This window comes from Allobosea vaviloviae (assembly GCF_001298265.1).
GTDB lineage: Bacteria > Pseudomonadota > Alphaproteobacteria > Rhizobiales > Beijerinckiaceae > Allobosea > Allobosea vaviloviae_B.
The window spans coordinates 164,013-179,106 of record NZ_LGSZ01000047.1 but is presented as its reverse complement, the minus strand read 5'-3'; the positions used below and the strand labels follow the sequence as shown (position 1 = coordinate 179,106).

At 66.3% G+C, this 15,094-nt stretch carries 19 protein-coding genes and 1 tRNA gene; 8 read left to right on the top strand and 12 right to left on the bottom strand.

Features of this window, described 5'->3' with window-relative positions:
* The first annotated feature begins 64 nt into the window (after positions 1-64).
* Positions 65-967 (top strand): NAD(P)-dependent oxidoreductase, encoded by a 903-nt coding sequence (locus AE618_RS15790; protein WP_054210014.1) that lies wholly within the window; start codon positions 65-67, stop codon positions 965-967.
* Between the two features lie 16 nt (positions 968-983).
* On the opposite strand, the gene AE618_RS15785 is transcribed toward AE618_RS15790, so the two are convergent.
* Positions 984-2,057, bottom strand: a complete 1,074-nt coding sequence (locus AE618_RS15785) for a LacI family DNA-binding transcriptional regulator (RefSeq protein WP_082365304.1) — start codon at positions 2,055-2,057, stop codon at positions 984-986.
* Positions 2,058-2,161: 104 nt separating this feature from the next.
* Between AE618_RS15785 and AE618_RS15780 the strand changes: the two genes are divergently transcribed.
* Positions 2,162-3,073, top strand: a complete 912-nt coding sequence (locus tag AE618_RS15780; RefSeq protein ID WP_156330303.1) for an NAD(P)-dependent oxidoreductase — start codon at positions 2,162-2,164, stop codon at positions 3,071-3,073.
* An 11-nt stretch (positions 3,074-3,084) separates the two neighbouring features.
* Here AE618_RS15780 and AE618_RS15775 read toward each other — a convergent pair whose 3' ends face one another.
* Positions 3,085-3,828 carry an aspartate/glutamate racemase family protein gene (locus AE618_RS15775; protein WP_054210012.1) on the bottom strand — a complete coding sequence of 248 codons (744 nt, stop codon included), beginning with the start codon at positions 3,826-3,828 and terminating at the stop codon, positions 3,085-3,087.
* Positions 3,829-4,115: 287 nt separating this feature from the next.
* Between AE618_RS15775 and AE618_RS15765 the strand changes: the two genes are divergently transcribed.
* From AE618_RS15765 to AE618_RS15755, 4 genes are all read left to right on the top strand, one after another.
* Positions 4,116-4,703, top strand: coding sequence for a hypothetical protein (locus tag AE618_RS15765; RefSeq protein WP_210166460.1), 588 nt, complete (start codon positions 4,116-4,118; stop codon positions 4,701-4,703).
* Positions 4,704-4,798: 95 nt separating this feature from the next.
* The gene (locus AE618_RS15760; protein WP_054210105.1) at positions 4,799-5,917 is read left to right on the top strand and encodes an extracellular catalytic domain type 1 short-chain-length polyhydroxyalkanoate depolymerase; all 1,119 of its coding nucleotides are present in this window, start codon (positions 4,799-4,801) and stop codon (positions 5,915-5,917) included.
* A gap of 159 nt (positions 5,918-6,076) precedes the next feature.
* On the top strand, positions 6,077-6,241 hold the full coding sequence (locus AE618_RS28040; RefSeq protein ID WP_156330301.1) for a hypothetical protein: 165 nt from the start codon (positions 6,077-6,079) through the stop codon (positions 6,239-6,241).
* Positions 6,238-6,420, top strand: a complete 183-nt coding sequence (locus AE618_RS15755; protein WP_054210009.1) for a hypothetical protein — start codon at positions 6,238-6,240, stop codon at positions 6,418-6,420. Before AE618_RS28040 ends, AE618_RS15755 begins: the two co-directional genes overlap by 4 nt.
* Before the next feature lie 119 nt (positions 6,421-6,539).
* Here the strand turns inward: AE618_RS15755 and AE618_RS15750 are convergent.
* A tRNA-Leu gene (locus tag AE618_RS15750) sits at positions 6,540-6,624 on the bottom strand.
* Between the two features lie 115 nt (positions 6,625-6,739).
* Here AE618_RS15750 and AE618_RS15745 point away from each other — a divergent pair.
* The gene (locus AE618_RS15745) at positions 6,740-7,357 is read left to right on the top strand and encodes a YqaA family protein (protein ID WP_054210008.1); all 618 of its coding nucleotides are present in this window, start codon (positions 6,740-6,742) and stop codon (positions 7,355-7,357) included.
* 10 nt (positions 7,358-7,367) lie between these two features.
* Positions 7,368-7,889, top strand: coding sequence for a disulfide bond formation protein B (locus tag AE618_RS15740; protein WP_248310895.1), 522 nt, complete (start codon positions 7,368-7,370; stop codon positions 7,887-7,889).
* Positions 7,890-7,902: 13 nt separating this feature from the next.
* Here the strand turns inward: AE618_RS15740 and AE618_RS15735 are convergent, their stop codons facing one another.
* The 9 genes from AE618_RS15735 to AE618_RS15695 all read right to left on the bottom strand — a co-directional run bounded on the left by AE618_RS15735 (position 7,903) and on the right by AE618_RS15695 (position 15,035).
* A complete protein-coding gene (locus AE618_RS15735; protein WP_054210007.1) occupies positions 7,903-8,460 on the bottom strand; it encodes an HNH endonuclease in 558 nt (185 codons plus the stop codon).
* A 304-nt stretch (positions 8,461-8,764) separates the two neighbouring features.
* Entirely contained in the window at positions 8,765-9,661 is an 897-nt protein-coding gene (locus AE618_RS15730) for a 3-hydroxybutyryl-CoA dehydrogenase (RefSeq protein ID WP_082365303.1), read from the bottom strand.
* 119 nt (positions 9,662-9,780) lie between these two features.
* Entirely contained in the window at positions 9,781-10,725 is a 945-nt protein-coding gene (locus AE618_RS15725; RefSeq protein WP_054210006.1) for an electron transfer flavoprotein subunit alpha/FixB family protein, read from the bottom strand.
* Positions 10,725-11,474 carry an electron transfer flavoprotein subunit beta/FixA family protein gene (locus AE618_RS15720; protein WP_054210102.1) on the bottom strand — a complete coding sequence of 250 codons (750 nt, stop codon included), beginning with the start codon at positions 11,472-11,474 and terminating at the stop codon, positions 10,725-10,727. The genes AE618_RS15725 and AE618_RS15720 overlap by 1 nt, the downstream gene beginning before the upstream one ends.
* A 201-nt stretch (positions 11,475-11,675) precedes the next feature.
* Entirely contained in the window at positions 11,676-12,371 is a 696-nt protein-coding gene (locus tag AE618_RS15715) for a rhomboid family intramembrane serine protease (protein ID WP_054210005.1), read from the bottom strand.
* Between the two features lie 65 nt (positions 12,372-12,436).
* The gene (locus AE618_RS15710) at positions 12,437-13,018 is read right to left on the bottom strand and encodes a cob(I)yrinic acid a,c-diamide adenosyltransferase (protein ID WP_054210004.1); all 582 of its coding nucleotides are present in this window, start codon (positions 13,016-13,018) and stop codon (positions 12,437-12,439) included.
* Between the two features lie 75 nt (positions 13,019-13,093).
* Positions 13,094-13,687 carry an acyloxyacyl hydrolase gene (locus AE618_RS15705; protein WP_054210003.1) on the bottom strand — a complete coding sequence of 198 codons (594 nt, stop codon included), beginning with the start codon at positions 13,685-13,687 and terminating at the stop codon, positions 13,094-13,096.
* A 207-nt stretch (positions 13,688-13,894) separates the two neighbouring features.
* Positions 13,895-14,083 (bottom strand): twin transmembrane helix small protein, encoded by a 189-nt coding sequence (locus AE618_RS15700; protein WP_054210002.1) that lies wholly within the window; start codon positions 14,081-14,083, stop codon positions 13,895-13,897.
* A gap of 82 nt (positions 14,084-14,165) precedes the next feature.
* The gene (locus AE618_RS15695) at positions 14,166-15,035 is read right to left on the bottom strand and encodes an ABC transporter permease (RefSeq protein ID WP_054210001.1); all 870 of its coding nucleotides are present in this window, start codon (positions 15,033-15,035) and stop codon (positions 14,166-14,168) included.
* Between the last annotated feature and the right edge of the window lie 59 nt (positions 15,036-15,094).

Here is a 15,094-nt window from a genome sequence, read left to right as displayed (position 1 = left end):
TGGATCCCGGGTCTGCGCTTCGCTCCGCCCGGAATGACGGCGGAGATTTGAAAGCCCAAGCGAGATGCCGACCCAACCCACCTCCATCGCCTTCGTCGGGCTCGGCGCCATGGGCGCGCCGATGGCCGAGAACCTGGTCAAGCGCCAGTTCCGCGTCACCGGCTTCGACATGCGGGCGAGCGCACGCGAGGCGCTGGTCGCGGCCGGCGGACATGCAGCCGACAGTGCGAAGGCTGCGGCCGAAGGCGCCGAGGTGCTGGTGCTGATGGTGGTGAATGCCGCCCAAGCCCGTTCCGTGCTGTTCGAATCGCAGGCGATGGACGCTCTGGCGCCCGGCGCGCTGGTCATCCTGATGGCGACCTGTCCGCCGGGCGAGGTCGAGGCCATCGCCGCCGAGGTGGCCAGAAGCGGGCGGCATCTGATCGATGCGCCGGTCTCCGGCGGCGTCAACGGTGCGCGCGGCGCGACGCTGACGATCATGGTCGGCGCGCCCCAGGACCGTTTCGACCAGGCGCGCCCGGTGCTGGATGCGCTCGGCGACAAGGTCTTCCATGTCGGCCAGAAGCCGGGCCAGGGCGCGACGGTGAAGACCGTTAACCAGCTGCTTTGCGGCGTGCATATCGCGGTCGCGGCCGAGGCGTTGTCGCTTGCCGAGAAGGCCGGCATCGACGGCAAGCTGCTGTTCGAGATCATGGGCGGCTCGGCCGCCTCGTCCTGGATGCTCAGGGATCGCGGGCCTCGCATGCACGAGCCCGACCCGCCTGTCGCGAGCGCCGTCGACATCTTCGTCAAGGATCTCGGCATCGTGCTCGATGCCGGGCGCGCCGCCAAAACAGCGCTGCCGCTGGCGGCCGCCGCCCACCAGATGTTCCTGGCGTCGTCAGGGCTCGGCCATGGCGGACGCGACGATTCGCAGGTGGTGCGCGCCTATCGCGCGCTCAACGCCAAGCCGGCGAATGATGCGTGAGACGCCGGACTGCGCCTCAGCGTCGCGGTGGCGTGGTCGTGCCCCGGATGACGAGCTCCGGTTTGAGCAGCAGGCGGCGGGGAGGGGCGTCCGGCTCGGCGATGCGGCTGATCAGGAACTCAGCGGAGGTGCGCCCCATTTCGTCCTGAAAATTGCGGATCGTCGTCAGGGCCGGATACCATTGCGAGGCTTCCTGAACGTCGTCGCAACCGATGATCGAGAAATCGATTCCCGCCTCGCGCCCGCGATGGCGCAATCCGAGCATCGCGCCGAAAGCAGCCAGATCATTCATGCAGACGGCCGCGGTCGGCGGGTCGGGCGCATCCAACACGGCCTGGATCCCCTTCGAGCCGTTTTCGCGTGTGCCGTGCCCGGCATAGACGAGGCTTTGATCGACCGCGATTCCATGGCGGGCGAGGACGTCGCAATAGCCGCGATAGCGGTTCGCGCCGGTCGAGATGCGATGGTTGTGGCACAGGAAGGCGATGCGGCGGTGGCCGAGCCCGATCAGGTGCTCCATCGCGAGGATGGTGCCGTGGCGGTCGTCGGAGCCGACGAAATCGAGGCTGTCCGTGATCTCGCGGGAGAGCTGGACGATCGGGACGCCGGCCGCGATCAGATGCGCGAAGGTGTCGGGCGTGCTGCCGCCGGCGGCGCAGAGGATCATGCCGTCCGGGCGATACTCGGTGAGCGTGCCCAGCACACGGTCCTGCCGGGCGAGATCCTCGCCATAGGTGCCGAGCAGGATCGAGCGGCCATTGGCCGTCGTGGTCTCTTCGATCGCGGCGAGAAGTTCGGCGAAATAGGGATTGGTGATGTCGTGGAAGCCGACGCCGAGGATGTTGGTGCGGTCGGTGCGCAGCGAGGCGGCGCTGCGGTTGTAGCTGTAGCCCATCTCACGGGCCATCTGCTGGACGCGGGCTCTCGTCGCCTCCGCCACCAGGGGCGAGCCGCGCAGCGCCAGAGAGACGGTCGCCGTCGAGACCAGGAGCCGGTCGGCGATGATCTGAAGCGTCACACGGGCCCGTCCGCCCGGAACGGTTGCAGGCTTGACGGGAGAGCCGGCACTGAGGGGGTCGCTGATGGTCATGACGCTCTTCTCCGGAGGCGGACACATGATCTGGCGACCAGCTCCCGGTCGGGCGTTTACGTCACATAGACCCATCATTCTCATATAAACAGGAGCGATTGAACATGACAGGGATCAAAGAATCCATCGGCTTCATCGGCGTCGGCCTGATGGGGCAGGGCATGGCGCAAAGCCTGCTCAACAAGGGCTTTTCGCTGACGGTGATGGGACACCGCAATCGCAAGCCGGTCGAGGAGCTCGTTGCTGGCGGCGCGAAGGAGGCGAAGACTCCGAGGGAACTGGCCCAGAACGCCACCATCATCTTCCTCTGCGTCACCGGCTCGGCCCAGGTCGAGGCGGTGGTCAACGGCCCCGATGGCATCATTGCGGGCGCCAAGCCCGGCACGGTCGTGATCGACTGCTCGACATCGGACCCAACGGTCACGGTCAGGATCGCCGCGGAGCTGGAGGCCAAGGGCCTGCATCTGGCCGATGCCCCACTCGGCGGAACGCCGGCCCAGGCCGCGCTCGGCCAGCTCTCGGCCATGGTCGGCACGACGCCGGAGATCTTCGCGCGCATCAAGCCCGCGATCGAGGCCTGGGCGCAGAAGGTCGTGCATCTCGGCCCGGTCGGCGACGGCCACAAGATGAAGCTGCTCAACAACTTCCTGTCGATGGGCTATGCCGCGATCTATGCGGAGGCGCTGACGCTGGCCTCGAAGATCGGGATCACGCCGCAGACCTTCGACAGCGTGCTGCGCGGCAGCCGGATGGATTGCGGCTTCTACCAGACCTTCATGCAGTATGTGCTCGAGCGCGACCGCGACGCCCACAAGTTCACCCTCGTCAACGGGCTGAAGGATGTGCGCTATCTCGAAAGCGTGGCGAACGCGGCCGGCGTCCCCAACCCGATCGGCAATGCTGTGAAGAACAGCTTCGCCACGGCGGTGGCCGCCGGCAAGGGCGACGACTACGTGCCGATGTTGTCGGACTGGGTGGCGTCGCAGAACGGCATATCCCTGGCCGGGAAGGGCTGACGTCCGCCCGCTCAGGAGCGGGCGAGCAATGCGGCGAGGCTCTCGGCAAGGCCGGTGCTGGCGATCGGCGCCGGCCGCGCGAGATCGCCGCTCGCCGGCTTCACCGGGGGATCGCGCAGCGCCGCCAGCACGGCCTGCATCCCCGCCTCGACCGAGCAGATCACGGGGATGTCGAGATGCGGCTGGACGCGGGCCGCAAGCCCCGCAAGGCCGGCGCCACCGAGGATGACGGCGCCGGCGCCGTCACGCTGCGCCGTCACCCGGCAGGCCTGCGCCAACAGGGCGATGGCGCTGTCGGGGTCGCGCGCGATCTCGGCGCCGGTGGGTGCCACGGTCTCAATCGCCGCGAGTCGGTCGCCAAGTCCCATGACGGTGACGAATTCTCGCAGCATCGGCCCCCAGCGCTCGCCGCCGGTGACGATCGAGAAGCGCTCCGTCAGCTTCGCAGCCGCAAGGCAACTCGCCTCGGCCATGCCGATGACAGGCACATCAGCCAGTTCCTTCAGCGCCAGCAGGCCGGGATCGCCGAAGCAGGCGAGATAGACCGCATCGCAGTCATGGCCATGCTCGGCATAGGCTTCGAGTGCGGCGTGGCCGGCGATCGTCGCTGCCGTGCGACTGGCAATATAGCGCGCGCCGAACCGGCCGGTGACCGGAACGAGCGTCGTGCCATCAGGCAGATGCGGCGCCAGCACCCGCGCCATCAGGGCGGTCACCTCAGATGTCGTGTTGGGATTGAGCAGCAGGATGCGCAAGGACGGCCTCGATGATGGCGGCCGGCGGGCGGCACGGGCATTGCCTCATTGTGGCGCATGACGCCGGTCTTGTCGCCGTCGCGCGGCCGGCCCGGCAGATAGGGGTGCTCGACAGGCCGATGGCTGCGGGCATCCTAGGAACGAAGGACGCCTGCGCCGGCCGACCGGGGCTAGCGGGGCAGGCCAAGGCCGCGCAAACGCGGATGGCACTTGCGATCCGGTCTCATCCGGGCAGATCTGGACATTGCGATGTGACCTAAGGATATGATGGCCGACAGGCAGCTCTATTGTCCATTTTCCTCGCTTTTCAAGACAGATCTCGCTTCAGCTTTCAATTGCACCGTGTATCGGGGGATATGATGTCAGCCTATGAAGGTGAAGTTCTCAATTCGTGCGGAACGGTGAAGCTGGACTTCTCCGTCGCCTCTGTCGTTGCAGTCAGTGGGTCAGGTCCCAATGTCTGCGGGCATCTGCTCGTCTATGCCGGGGGAGGCGGCGGCACCTATTTCCATGTCGCCGGCTCGACCGTGAAAAATCTCCTGACCGCTTATCCGCACTATATGAGCGAGGCGGGATATCGCCGCTACCTCAAGGAAAACAAGAAAACCGAGCTGCGGCGCGTCAATGTGAAATTGAGCAATCCCGATGGCGCCAGCCTCTATATCGAGGAGCTGATGTCGAAAAAATGGACCTGGGGCGTGCTGCCCAACAACTGCGTGGCCTTCGTCGAGGAGGTTCTCGCCGCAGGTGGCGGGGACTGGGGTGGTTCGTACAGCAACTGCCCAGCCTTGGCCGTCAAGGACACGATCGAAGTGCAGGCGCAGCAATATCTCCGCGGGCTGGAGCGGAGCATTCTTGCGAGCTACGGCTACTGAGGTTTTGGCCATGTTGCGTCGCAACAAAAGCCGCTATGGCTGCGTTCATGACGCGTGCCGGAGCCATCATGGACCGGCCGGCGCAGGAGCGCATCATGCCCAGCCTTTCCGAGACGATCGCCCGCCTGAGTGCTGCCAGGGGCATGGGACGGCCTGCGATGCAGTCGTCGCGCCTGCGGGAACTGACAGGGTTCGGATCCAATCCGGGAGCGCTCAAGGCGTATCACCATCTGCCCGACGGTCTCGCGCCGGGCGCGCCGCTGGTCGTGGTGCTGCATGGCTGCACCCAGAATGCGGCCGAATACGACCATGGCTCGGGCTGGTCGCAACTCGCCGACCGCCATGGCTTCGCGCTGCTCTATGCCGAGCAGCAGCGGGCGAACAATCCCAATCTCTGTTTCAACTGGTTCGCGCCAGGCGACATCCAGCGTGATCGCGGCGAGGCGTCGTCGATCGCGCAGATGATCGCTGCGATGATCGAGACGCATGGTCTCGATCATCGCCGGGTCTTCGTCACCGGCCTGTCGGCCGGCGGCGCGATGGCGGCGGTGATGCTTGCGACCTATCCCGAGCTTTTCGCCGGCGGCGCGATTATCGCCGGGCTGCCCTATGGCTGTGCCGCGACCATCCCCGAAGCGCTGGAGCGCATGCGCGGCCAGGGACTGCCGCGTGACGCGGCGCTGCAGAACGCCGTTTCCAATGCGTCTGGTCATGCGGGGCCTTGGCCGACGCTCTCGGTCTGGCATGGCACGCAGGACCACACGGTCGCGCCTGCGAATGGCGAGGCGATCCTGTCGCAATGGCGCGGCGTCCACGGACTTGCACCGGCACCGAGCGAGAGCACTACCGTGAGCGGTCACACCAGGCGGATCTGGCGCGACGCGTCAGGCGTGGCCCGGATCGAGGCCTTTGCGATCACCGGCATGGGCCATGGCACGCCGCTCGACGCCGCAGACGGCATCGGCGCGCCCGGCGCCTTCATGCTGAACGCAGGCATCTCGTCGACGCGCCACATCGCGGCGTTCTGGCAATTGGCCGAGCCGGTTCGTCAGGGGGAGCAGCCCCGCGCCGCGATCGAAAAGAGTGTCCCGGCCTCGCTCCAGCATCAGAATGCCCGCCAGAGGCCGGATGCAGCCGCACCTGCCAAAGCGGCGGCATCCGGGCCTGCAAAGGTCATCGAGGAGGCGCTGAGGGCGGCGGGTCTGATGCGCTGACCGCCTGACGTTCGGCCTGATCCGTCGAGGGGGCGCCAGCGCTGTCCGCGCGGACGCCCCGCGTCCTGCCCAGTGTGGCGAAGCCGGGCTTCGGCAGGAACGATCCGCCTCCATGCCCGTTGCTTGGTGGCGACGTTGACGAACCCGAGCCCACGCATCATGACCATTGAAACCAGCGACGAATACGAGGCCGCGATCGAGCGCCTGAAAGAACTGGGCCAGGATCCGACTGAGGGCCCTGATCAGGATGAATTCCTTGATCTCACCGCAGCCATGCTTGTCTATGAGACGAGTGGTGCCGCCATGAGGGGAGCAAGCGGATGATCGACGTCAAGAAGCCCATCGTGCGCTGCGCGGACGACTATGAGCGCGCCGTTGAGCGCGCGGCCGAAATCGGCACGCCTCCCGAGGGATCGGCGGAGGAGGCAGAGCTGTTCGCGCTTGTCGATGCGATCGAGAAATGGGAAGCCCGGCACGAGGATGAGAGCGAGAACTGGGAATAGCGTCAGGCCCGTGCTGCGGTCGTGAACACATTCCACCGCGGCGTGCATGCGATCGGCCCCATCGGCATCGATCAGAGTGCCGCGCCGCCCCTTCGAGATCGGGAGATCCGGCCGTTCAATGGTGCCCCTGGCCGGAATCGAACCAGCACTCCTTGCGGAACTCGATTTTGAGTCGAGCGCGTCTACCAATTCCGCCACAGGGGCCCTTTGCGGGCGGCGCGACTATAGCGATCGGTCTGGTCCGGTCAATCTGTCGCGGCGCAGCAAAAAGCTCTGGCGGCGGATGGACGTGTCAAAGCCCGACCGTTAGAGCAGCGGCATGATCAAGCGCCTCTACGAATGGACCATGTCGCTGGCTGCGAGGCCGCGGGCCGAGATTTGGCTCGCCATCGTCGCCTTCGTGGAGAGTTCGTTCTTCCTCATCCCTGCCGATGTGCTGTTCGTGCCGATGGCGCTGGCGCGTCCGCGGCGGGCCTACAGGCTGGCGCTGATCGCGACGGTGTTCTCGACGCTGGGAGGCATCGCCGGCTACGCGCTGGGCTACTACGCGTTCGACATCCTGGCGAAGCCCGTTCTCGCCTTCTATGGCAAGCTCGGCGCCTTCGATGCGCTGCAGGCCTGCGTTCAGGGCGACCAGCAATTGCTGCTGATCCTGCTGACCACCTCGGGGCTGGCGCATCTGCCGCCGATCAAGGTCGTCACCATTCTGGCCGGCGCCGTCCATATCGGGCTCGTCTTCTTCGTGCTCTCCTGCATCATCGCGCGCGGCGCCCGCTTCTTTGCGCTCGCCTTCCTGCTGCGGCGCTATGGCGAGGCGATCCGCCATTTCATCGAGCGTCGCCTGAAAGTAATCGCGGTGGTGGCTGCGGCTGCGCTGATCCTGCTGTATTTCGGCCTCAAGCTGGTTGCAGGATCGGGCCAGCTTCTCTCCTGCTGAGCCGACAGCCATGACCAGTTTCCCCTTCGACGCCGAGACGCATGGCAGCCGGTTCATGACGCGCTTGCGCCTCATCGGTACGATCGGACTTGCAAGCGCGGCTCTCATCGCGGGGGCATGGTATTTCCAGCTCGTGGTCGGGTTGGTGCCGTGCAAGCTCTGCCTGGAGCAGCGCCTGCCGCATTATGCCGCGATCGGGTTGTCGCTCGCGGCCCTGGTCCTCGCCCGCTCGCGCCGGCTGCAAGGGCTGGTGCTGCTCGGGTTGGCGGCGCTGATGGCCTGGAGCGCCGGTCTCGGCGCCTATCACGCCGGCGTCGAATGGGGCTGGTTCCTCGGCCCGAGCGACTGCGGCGGCGGCGTCGCGTCGGCGCCCGGCGTGCAGGATTTCATGAAGCAGCTCCAGACGACGCGGGTCGTCGCTTGCTCGGAGGCGGCCTGGCGCTGGCTTGGGCTGTCGCTCGCTGGCTGGAACGCGCTCGCTTCGCTTGGGCTTTTGGCGCTGTCCGTGCTCGGCCTGAGCCGCCGCGCATAGCGCGGCGGCCGGCTCACGGCTCCAGTTCGGAATCCCAGTAGAGATAGTCGAGCCAGCTCTCGTGCAGGTAGTTCGGCGGGAACAGCTTGCCGTTGCGGTGCAGGTCGTTGACCGTCGGGGCGTAGGCCTTCTGCATCGGGAACATGTCGACGATCGCCGGCATCTTGTCGCCCTTGCGCAGATTGCAGGGCGAGCAGGCCGCGACGACGTTCTCCCAGGTCGTCAGGCCGCCCTTTGAGCGGGGAATGACGTGGTCGAAGGTCAGCTCGTCGCGCGTGCCGCAATACTGGCAGGAGAAGCGGTCGCGCAGGAAGACGTTGAAGCGGGTGAAGGCCGGCGTGCGCGAAGGCTTGATGTAGGTCTTCAACGAGACGACCGAGGGCAGCCGCATGTCGAAGCTCGGGCTGCGGACGACCGTGTCGTATTCGGAGACGATGTTCACGCGGTCCATGAAGACCGCCTTGATCGCGTCCTGCCAGCTCCACAGAGAGAGTGGATAGTAGCTCAAAGGCCGAAAATCGGCATTGAGGACCAGCGCCGGACAACCGTCCGGTGAGGCCATCGGATGCATTACATGCGCCGTCACCCGTATCGCGCCTCCGCTCCTGCAAGCCGCACGAATCCCGTCGGGGATTAGTGTAAGCGCGACACGACAGGAATGTGAAGGGGATGCGGCGTTTAGGCCGTCGGCAACCGTGTGGAGCGTCGCGTGTCGGTAGAACGCGGCGTCATCCCGGACAAGCGGCGCAGCCGCGCCGATCCGGGATCCATGCCGGAACGCAGTTCGGAGAGGTTCGGGAATGGACCCCGGGTCTACGCTGCGCTCCGCCCGGGATGACAGCGCTTCCTCATCAGACGCAGTTCCCGCTCCGAGCTCAGCGCGTCGGAACCGGCTTCTCGCCGCGGTAGTCGTAGAAGCCGCGCTTGGTCTTGCGGCCGAGCCAGCCGGCCTCGACATATTTCACCAGGAGCGGGCAGGGGCGGTACTTGGAGTCCGCCAGGCCGTCATGCAGCACCTGCATCACCGAGAGGCAGGTATCGAGGCCGATGAAATCGGCGAGCTGGAGCGGACCCATCGGATGATTGGCGCCGAGCTTCATCGCGGTGTCGATCGCATCGACCGATCCGACGCCCTCATAGAGCGTGTAGACGGCCTCATTGATCATCGGCAGCAGGATGCGGTTGACGATGAAGGCCGGGAAATCCTCGGAGACCGAGACGGTCTTGTGCAGCTTGCCGACGAACTCCTTGGCGAGCTCGAAGGTCTGGTCGTCTGTGGCGATACCCCGGATCAGCTCGACGAGCTGCATCAGCGGGACCGGGTTCATGAAGTGGATGCCGATGAAGCGCTCGGGCCGGTCGGTCGCCGCCGCCAGCCGCGTGATCGAGATCGAGGAGGTGTTGGAGGCCAGCATCGTCTCGGGCTTGATGTGCTGGCAGACGGCGGTAAAGATCTTGCGCTTGGTCTCCTCGCTTTCGGTTGCGGCCTCGATGACGAGGTCGCAATCGGCAAGGCCTTCCAGCCCGGGAGCGGCCGTGATCTTTGCCATGGCGTCGCGGCGGATCTCGTCGCCGATCGCGCCCTTGGCGACCTGGCGGGCCATGTTGCCGTCGATCGTCGCCAGCGCCGCCTTGATGCGATCTTCGGCGAGGTCATGCAGCCTGACCTCGAAGCCGGCGACCGCCGCCACATGGGCGATGCCGTTGCCCATCTGGCCCGCGCCGATGATGCCGATCGTCCTGATCGCCTTAGCCGACATGGTCTGTTCCATCTCCGGTGTCATCGCCGCCGCTTTCGGGAGCGATGCGGGCTGCCTTATGCGGCAGCCCTGTGGTCATTGGTCGCCGCGGACGTCCGCTGCCGCGCCGATTTGCCGCTTACTTGCCGATCTCACTTGCCGATTTTGGCGAGTTCGGCGTCGAGTTCGGGCAGCAGGGTGAAGAGATCGCCGACGAGGCCGTAATCGGCGACCTGGAAGATCGGCGCCTCCTCGTCCTTGTTGATCGCGACGATGACCTTGCTATCCTTCATGCCAGCGAGATGCTGGATCGCGCCGGAGATGCCGACCGCGATGTAGAGATCAGGCGCCACGACCTTGCCGGTCTGGCCGACCTGCCAGTCATTGGGGGCAAAGCCCGCATCGACAGCGGCGCGCGAGGCGCCCATGGCGGCGCCGAGCCGATCGGCAACGGGCTCGATCACCTTGGTGAAGTTCTCGGTCGAGCCCAGCGCGCGACCGCCGGATATGATGATCTTGGCCGAGGCCAGCTCCGGACGGTCGGACTTGGCGACCTCCTCGCCCTTGAAGCTGGAGAGGCCGGGGTCCTCGCCGCCCGAGACGGTCTCGACCGGGGCCGAGCCGCCCTCTCCCGTCGCCTGGAAGGAGGCGGTGCGGATGGTCAGGAGCTTCTTGGCTTCGCCGGACTGGACGGTCTGGATGGCGTTGCCGGCATAGACCGGGCGTTCGAAGGTGTCGGGCGAGACCACCTTGATCACGTCCGAGACCTGCATCACGTCGAGCAGGGCTGCGACGCGCGGGAGAACGTTCTTGCCGGTCGTGGTCGAGGGCGCGACGATCGCGTCATAGCCCTCGGCGAGCTTGACGATCAGCGCCGCCAGCGGCTCGGCGAGGTTGTGGCCGTAGGAGGCGGCCTCCGCCAGCAACACCTTCTCGACGCCGTCGAGCCTGGCGGCGGCGTCGGCCGCAGCCTTCGCGCCCTCGCCGGCGACGAGGATGTGGACCGGCGCGCCGAGCGCCTTGGCCGCGGTCAGCGCCTTGTTGGTGGCGTCCTTGATCGTGGCGTTGTCGTGGTCTGCAATCAGCAGCGTGGCCATCACAGCACTCCCGCTTCGTTCTTGAGCTTCGAGACGAGTTCGGCGACCGAGCCGACCTTGACGCCGGCCGAGCGACCGGCGGGTTCGACGGTCTTCAGCACCTTGAGGCGCGGCGCGACATCGACGCCCAGCGTCTCGGCCGAGGTCTCGTCGAGCGGCTTCTTCTTGGCCTTCATGATATTGGGCAGCGAGGCGTAGCGCGGCTCGTTGAGGCGCAGATCGGTGGTGACGATCGCGGGCAGCTTGAGAGCGACCGTCTGCAGGCCGCCATCGACCTCGCGGATGACATCGACCGAGCCGTCGCCGACGATGACCTTCGAGGCGAAGGTGCCCTGCGGCCAACCCAGCAGGGCGGCCAGCATCTGGCCGGTCTGGTTGCAGTCGTCGTCGATCGCCTGCTTGCCGAGAATGACGAGCTCAGGCGCCTCCTGCACGACGATCTTCTTCAGGAGCTTGGCGACGGCGAGCGGCTCGACCACGCCGTCGACCTTGACCAGGATGCCGCGGTCGGCGCCCATGGCGAGACCCGTGCGGATCGTCTCGGCGGCCTGGGCCGGGCCGATCGAGACCACGATCACCTCTGTCGCCTTGCCGGCTTCCCTGAGGCGCAGCGCCTCCTCGACCGCGATCTCGTCGAACGGATTCATCGACATCTTGACGTTGGCGAGCTCGACGCCGGAACCGTCCGCCTTGACGCGGATCTTTACGTTGTAGTCGACAACCCGCTTCACGGGCACAAGGATCTTCATCGTCATCATCACCGTTCAGAAAAGAGGCTGACTTAACCGCGCCCTTGGCCACAATCCTGGCCATACCCTCAGCCGCGGCGCCACCGTCGGCAGGATCGCGGCATCGCGGCTCTCGGCTGGAATGCGGAGGGACCGTAACGACGGCCGTTTGCGCTTGTCAACGCTGGCAACGGCTCATTGGCGATGTGCAAACCGCACCCCTCATCCCCGCGCGACGCGCCCAAACAGCGTGACACCGCGATGGATGAAGAGCGGGGTCAGGGCCGCGCCGGTGCCGAGCCCGCCGAGATGCGCCCACCAGCCGACATGGCCCTGCGGATCGATCAGGGCCTGGACGAGCTGGAACAGGATCCAGGCACCGATCGCATAGAGTGCGGTGATATGCAGCGGGATCCAGTTGAAGGCGAGGCCCCAGATCCGCACGCGCGGATAGAGCATCAGATAGGAGGCGATGACGCCCGAGATCGCGCCCGAGGCGCCGATCAGCGGCTGGTCCGAGGCCGGATTGATCAGTGCGTGGGCCATCGAACCGCCAAGTCCGCACAGGACGAAAAACAGCAGGAAGCGGACATGGCCCATAGCGTCCTCGACATTGTCGCCGAAGACCCACAGAAACAGCATGTTGCCCAAGAGATGCGCCAGGCTGACATGCAGCAGGACATTGCTGAACAGCGTCACCCAGGGCGGAGCCTGCAGCAGTTCGGGCGGCAGTTGCGCCGCGCCGAAGAACACCGAGGGGATCAGCCCGAAGCCAGCCGCGACCGCGATCTGGCCTTCCGCATTCTGGCGCAGCGTCACCACGAGATAGAGCGCGATGCAGAGGCAGATCAGGCCGTAGGTGACATAGGGCGCACGCATGAAGCGGAGCGGCACACCGTCATGCAGGGGGATGAACACGCGGACCTCATCATTGTGGTCGGGACTCTCGCGAAAAACCGGTTCCCACTTTGTCGCATCCGGCTCTAGCGGTTCTGACCGGGCACCCAGAGCACGTCGCCTCCGGCCCTGGCATTGAGGAAGCGCGAGGCGACGAAGAGGAAGTCCGAGACGCGGTTGATGTAGTGCAGCGCCGGCGCGCCGACGATTTCGCCTGGCGTTTGCGCCAGCTCCGTCATCAGCCGCTCGGCCCGGCGGCTCACCGTACGGGCCAGATGCAGATGCGTGGCGGCCGGCGTGCCGCCCGGCAGCACGAAGGAGCGCAGCGGCGCCAGATCGGCGTTGAGCGCGTCGATATCGTCCTCGATCCGCGCGACCTGGGCCTCGACGATGCGCAGCGGCTCATAGGCCGGGGGCTCGCCTGTGTCGGGGGTCGACAGGTCGGCGCCGAGATCGAACAGATCGTTGCTGATGCGGCCGAGCATGGCGTCGACGCCGGCATCCTCGGTGATCGCGTGGAGCCTCGCGATGCCGATGCAGGCATTGGTCTCGTCGATGGTGCCATAGGCTGCGACGCGCAGATCGAATTTGGCGCGGCGCGGCCCGGTTGCGAGCCCCGTGGTGCCGTCGTCGCCGGTGCGGGTGTAGATCTTGTTGAGCTTGACCATGCCCGCGTTATAGCGCGGCGCGTGCCGGACGGAAGCGGTTCCGCGAGGATCGGCTCTGCGTCAAAAGCTCGGGCGTCAGAAACTGTAGCCGAGCTTCGCGCCGACATTGGCCGGGCCGCGCGGGTTGCCGCGGTCGGCGCAGCCGGCGGTGCTGAAATGCTCCAGCGTGGCGACCAGGCTCCAGCGGTCGTTGAGGCGCACGCCGAGCGCGGCGGCCTCGCGCGTGCCGCTGTTGCAACCGACATTCAGCCGGTCCTGCGGGATGATCGCGCCGGTCTTGCCGTCGTTCAGGGCGGCGCCGAGGCTTGCCTCGACGAAGACGGTCTTCGTCAAATCGACCGTCCAGGTTGCGCCGGCATAGGCGTAGCGCGTGCCGTTGAAGTTCGCGCTCGAGCCGAGATGGAAGCGCGGGACGAAGGCGTTGGCGAAGCGGTCGTTCAGCGTGAAGGGACGCGGGGTCGCGATCTCGCCGCTGAAGTTCAGGAGCCCGCTTTCGCGCCCGCCGGGATTGGCGACGGCCGCGCCGATGCGCGCTTCCCAGGACAGGGCGGAGGAGGGTTCGGTCGCGGGGGCGTAGCTCGAGACACCGGCCGGGAGGGTCTGCGCCTGCGCCGCCAGAGGCGAGACCGTCAGGGAACCGGCGAGGAGGAGCAACGCGACGCGAACCATGGGCAGAGTGTTCTTCTTGTCGGCAAAGCGGAGATTAAGAAAGCGCAGAGACTCGTGTCGGGAATATGGCGGGATTGCGGCTGAGGCGTCCTGGTTGCGTCGGCAAGGGAGAATTTGTTTATTCAAATCAATATCTTAGTTGGATTATGTGGATAAGCGCCGCTGACCGTGACATGGGCGGTCATCCTGTCGATGACGCTGGCCGGCTCAGCCGCTGCGCCACCACATCACGCCCAGGATGAGCAGGATCGCGACGAATTGCAGGATCACGCGAAGGCGCATCAGGCGCTGCGAGGTGTTGGCACTGCCGCCGCGCAGCATGTTCGCCAGCCCGAGCAGCAGAACCACGGCAACGGCGCCGAGCGCGAGCGGGACAATTAAGCCTGAGACTGTCATTCAGCACCCCATACGCCGCAGCCGGTGGCTTGACCAGCCGGCCGTTCCGCCAGTGACGCTGCGCCGCAGCCGGGTCGGCGCCTCAGCGGTAGCGCCGCTGCACGATCAGATGCGCCGCGACCGTCAGGACGATGGTCGCCGTCATCAGGATGAAGGAGATCGCGCCGCCGAAGGGCCAGTTGTTCTGCTGGGCGAACTGGCCATAGACCAGCGGGCCCATCATCTGGAATTTCGGGCCGCCGAGCAGCACCGGCGTGGCATAGGCGTTCATCGCCAGGATGAAGGTCAGGATCGTGCCGGCGAGGATGCCGGGCAGGGCGAGCGGCCAGAGCACGCGCCAGAACATCGCGGCCGGTCCGGCGCCGAGGCTGAAGGCGGCCTCCTCGACATTGCGCGGAATGCCCTCGATCACGCTCTGCAGCGTCAGCACCATGAAGGGCAGGTTGACCGCGATGATGCCGATCAGCACGGCGTTCTCGGTGTACATGATCTCCAGCGGCTGATCGATCAGGCCCATCCCCATCAGCGAGGCGTTGAGCGCGCCCCTGCTGCCGAAAGCGGTCATCCAGCCGGCGGCGCGAACCGCATTGCCGACGAAGAGCGGCAGCACCACGGAAATGATCAGCAGGTTCTTGAAGCGGCTCTGGGTGCGGGCCAGCACATAGGCCAGCGGGAAACCCATGATCAGGCAAACGACGGTGCAGAACACCGCGACGCGGACGGTGCGGGCGAGCACGTTCAGATAATAGCCGTCGGTGAAGAACTTGACGTAATTCTCGATCGTCAGCCCGTCGACCATGAACTGGCCGGGAATGAACTGGTTCAGCGAATAGCGGAACAGGATCGCGATCGGGCCGATGAGCCCGATCGCGACGAAGAGTGTCGCCGGCATGACGAGCAGGCCGGCCAGGCCGGTGCGCGCGCCAGCGACGGGTTCGGGGGCGGTGCTCATGGCGTTGCTCCGTCATGCTCGGGCTTGACCCGAGCATCTCGGGACAAGGAGGCGCAGGA